The sequence below is a fragment of the Vibrio sp. ZOR0018 genome, assembly GCF_963865925.1.
Taxonomy (GTDB): domain Bacteria; phylum Pseudomonadota; class Gammaproteobacteria; order Enterobacterales; family Vibrionaceae; genus Vibrio; species Vibrio anguillarum.
Genome location: NZ_CAWMCN010000165.1, coordinates 1 through 2,214 on the forward strand (window position 1 = coordinate 1; position 2,214 = coordinate 2,214).

Below are 2,214 nucleotides of genomic sequence, written 5' to 3' on the forward strand. Positions count from 1 at the left end.
CTAGAAGCTCGTCAAGTTTTCCTGTTATTTCTTCTTTGCCAAGTGCGTTTCGTGGATTAGGTTTTAGTTTCTAAATTGTCCGTTTTACTTTATCGCTTGAAAGCAATAATGTGTTTTAAATTAAGCCGTTGGGTAGTCAATCTCCGGCTAAAATGCAGCAGCTAACAAACGGCTCAAGAGGGATTGCCAACGCGTGGCGACTTTGGTGCAAAATTGAAGTTCAGTGTTTACGGTGTGTTTTTTGAGTTCGGCTATGCGTTGTCAACCCCTTAGCCGGGCGTTAGGTGAATTGGGGGAATAATGCAGCAAGTTTTAGAAACGGAACGTTTAATCCTTAGGTCATTTGAGCTGTCTGATGCAGAGCAAGTATCAGTATTGGCTGGTGATAAACGAATCGCAGAGATGACGGCAAACATACCGCACCCTTATGAAGTTTCAGATGCAATTTCATGGATTGAAACACATGAAATTGGCTTTGCCAGCGGAGAGAGTATTGTTTATGCGATTGTACTTAAAGAATCGTTAGAGCTTATTGGTGCAGTGAGTTTGCCGAGCTTAAAAGATGGCCAAGGCATCTTGGGTTATTGGTTGGGCGTCGATTTTTGGGGACAAGGTTATGCGACAGAAGCTTCAAAGGCTTTAATTGAGTACGCAAAAGAAAGTCATGGGTTGCGAGAGTTAAAGGTCATGCATCTTGTTGGCAATGATCGTTCAAGGTCAGTTATCGATAAACTTGGTGTTACTTACGTAGAAAATCAAACACTTCGTATGCAAGGTGGTGAACGAGAGGTTTGTGTTTATATTTCAGCGGTATAAATTCACCTAACAAACGCTTCAAGAGGGACAGCCAACGCGTGGCATTTTTACCATGCGTTGGTTATTGTGATTACGATGTTATGCGGCAAGTTGGTGATAGCGTTGGCTGCCCCTTAAGCGGGCGTTATGTTTATCGGAGGAAATCATGATCAGTTGGCCATGTATTCTAAAATTGGATGGTGATGATGAACTAGTTTATCTTGCATCTGATAGTGATTTGAACAGAGAGTGTTCAAATTTGATTTTATGCCCAAATGATAGAGTTATTGATTCTGTTGGAAACACTTTTTCGATAATTATCAATGATGCAGAAGTTAATCTGGTGAGTGAGCAAGTTCAAGTTACAGCGGAACAAGCATCAAAACTAATTCAGTCGCATGAGTTTTGTCGCTCAGAGGTGTGCTTGACAAAAATTCAGTTTGAGTCCGTGTTTGATGCAATTAACTGTCTGAAATCTCAAGATAAATAAACATAACAAGGCGTTTAAGTGGGATTCATGCCGCGTGGCATTTTTGGTCTGCGGTGGTTTTTGTGGTGAAAATGGTCTGCGGAAGGTTGGTTTATGCGGCATTCACCCCTTAACGCGGCGTTATACCTACAGCACAATTTATAGTCTGGAGATCAAATGAGTATCAGTAATCTTGTGAAGAATGAAGTGGATTCGATTGTCAGGCTTGGAGAGGTAGTGGTTAAAAAAGCATCAACAGCTAGAAGCTCACTAGAGGGGAGTGATTTAGCTGAAGTTACGTCTTGGGTAACTAGAGTTGGGCAACTGATATTAAAGCTCTATGGTGAAAATAGTCAGCATTACAAAAATTATACTAAGGCTATAGGGATAGACAATTTTTATGTAATTCACAGTAATTGGTATGGTCACGTATCTCAAGTTCATGGTGTAGCACTAACAGTTAAACACGACATCGAAAATGACCTAATCGCCAACATAAAAGGTTTATTACAAGCCGAGATATTTGCAAATTTCTTAGAAATCGGAGAACACCTTCTGAACGAAGGATACAAAGATGCCGCAGCAGTGACTATTGGTGCAGTTCTGGAGGATGGGCTGCGGGAATTGAGTAAGAAAAATGGTATTGCTGTTGTTAAGCCTAATGGCGCGCCTAAGACAATCGAGCCTTTAAATACTGAGCTTGCTCAAAACGAAGTATATTCAAAGTTGGTTCAGAAGCAGGTCACAAGTTTTGCTCACATTCGAAATAAAGCTGCACATGGTCAATATGACGAATATGACGTATCACAAGTTCAAATGATGTTGTTGTTTGTACAAGGTTTTTCAGCGCAATATTTAAGCTAAATAGGTATAACAAACGCTTCAAGAGGGACAGCCAACGCGCGGCATTTTTACTATGCGTTGGTTTTTGTGATTACGGTGTTATGCGG

3 protein-coding genes are annotated in these 2,214 nt (G+C 40.8%); all 3 read left to right on the plus strand.

Annotation, left to right across the window (positions count from 1 at the left end; translation table 11 throughout):
• The first annotated feature begins 300 nt into the window (after window positions 1–300).
• Entirely contained in the window at window positions 301–816 is a 516-nt protein-coding gene (locus AACR75_RS18445) for a GNAT family N-acetyltransferase (RefSeq protein ID WP_017046319.1), read from the plus strand.
• A gap of 145 nt (window positions 817–961) precedes the next feature.
• Window positions 962–1,285, plus strand: coding sequence for a DUF4144 family protein (locus AACR75_RS18450; RefSeq protein WP_047691294.1), 324 nt, complete (start codon window positions 962–964; stop codon window positions 1,283–1,285).
• 156 nt (window positions 1,286–1,441) lie between these two features.
• Window positions 1,442–2,128 (plus strand): hypothetical protein, encoded by a 687-nt coding sequence (locus tag AACR75_RS18460; protein ID WP_047691297.1) that lies wholly within the window; start codon window positions 1,442–1,444, stop codon window positions 2,126–2,128.
• Window positions 2,129–2,214 lie beyond the last annotated feature (86 nt).

Excerpts from the sequence above, each read along its gene's own strand:
- AACR75_RS18445 (WP_017046319.1), top strand. The coding sequence starts at position 301 with ATGCAGCAAGTTTTAGAAACGGAACGTTTAATCCTTAGGTCATTTGAG.
- AACR75_RS18450 (WP_047691294.1), top strand. The coding sequence starts at position 962 with ATGATCAGTTGGCCATGTATTCTAAAATTGGATGGTGATGATGAACTA.
- AACR75_RS18460 (WP_047691297.1), top strand. The coding sequence starts at position 1,442 with ATGAGTATCAGTAATCTTGTGAAGAATGAAGTGGATTCGATTGTCAGG.